The 1134-nt window shown below is 65.1% G+C and carries 1 protein-coding gene; it reads right to left on the minus strand.

Features of this window, described 5'->3' with window-relative positions; all coding sequences use genetic code 11:
- Positions 1 to 48: 48 nt before the first annotated feature.
- Positions 49 to 1134 (minus strand): dihydrolipoamide acetyltransferase family protein (locus EN750_RS35505; RefSeq protein ID WP_245482906.1); only part of this gene is annotated, 1086 nt, incomplete at its 5' end.

Genomic DNA, 1134 nt, shown 5'->3' on the forward strand with positions numbered 1-1134 from the left:
AAGGCAGAGGGGGGCGCTGTCCCGCCGGCATCTCGATTGTCCCGCCCCTCAATCCACAAAGATCAGCGCCGGCGTTTCCAGCAGCGTCTTTATCCGCTGGATGAACACCGCCGCGTCCCAGCCGTCGATCACCCGATGGTCGAAGCTCGACGACAGGTTCATCATCTTGCGCGGCATGAACTGGGTGCCGTCCCACACCGGCCGCACCATCATCTTGTTGACGCCGATGATCGCCACTTCGGGATGATTGATGACCGGTGTCGTCGCCATGCCACCCATGGCGCCGAGCGAAGTGATGGTGATGGTCGAGCCAGACAGCTCGTCGCGTGTCGCCGTGCCGGACTTGGCCGCCTCGGCCAGCCTGATGATTTCTGCGCCGCACTCCCAGATATCGCGCGCCTCGGCATGCTTGACCACAGGCACCACCAGCCCCGTCGGCGTCTGCGCGGCAATGCCGATATTGATGCCGCCATGCTGGTGGATGATGCCGGCCTCGTCGTCGAACAGCGAATTGAGATTGGGCTGGTCCGCTATCGCCTTGACCATGGCCCGCATCAGGAACGGCAGCAGCGTCAGCTTCGGCCGCTCCACGCCACCCTTACCTGGGCGCTTCTCCTTGTTGAGCGCGGCGCGCAATTCCTCCAGCGCGGTGACGTCGACCTCCTCGACATAGGTGATGTGCGGGATGCGCGATTTCGACAGCGACATCTTCTCGGCGATCTTGCGCCGCAAGCCCACCACCTTGATATCCTGGATCGCATCGTTGCGGGCGAGGCCGGATGTCCTGGCAACCTGCGGCCCGCGCGCCAGGAACGCTTCGATGTCCTCATGGCCGATGCGGCCGGCAGGGCCGGATCCCGCAACCTGCCTGAGATCGATGCCGGCTTCCTTTGCCCGCAGACGCACGGCAGGCGAAGCCAGCGGTCTTTCGCCCTCGGGACGCCGTGCGCCGGCGGGCGTGGCAACTTGAGATGTCGGCGCCGTACCCCCACCCCTAGCCCCTCCCCACAAGGGGGAGGGGGATTCGGTCGCCGCCGCTTCCCCGCCTTCGATTCCTTTGGGATTTGCTGATGACGATGAGGTAGGTTTTGCTCCGCCCTTGGAAGCTGTGGCGCCTCCTCCTCCCCCTTGGGG

The organism is Mesorhizobium sp. M7A.F.Ca.ET.027.03.2.1 (assembly GCF_003999175.1).
Taxonomy (GTDB): Bacteria; Pseudomonadota; Alphaproteobacteria; order Rhizobiales; family Rhizobiaceae; genus Mesorhizobium.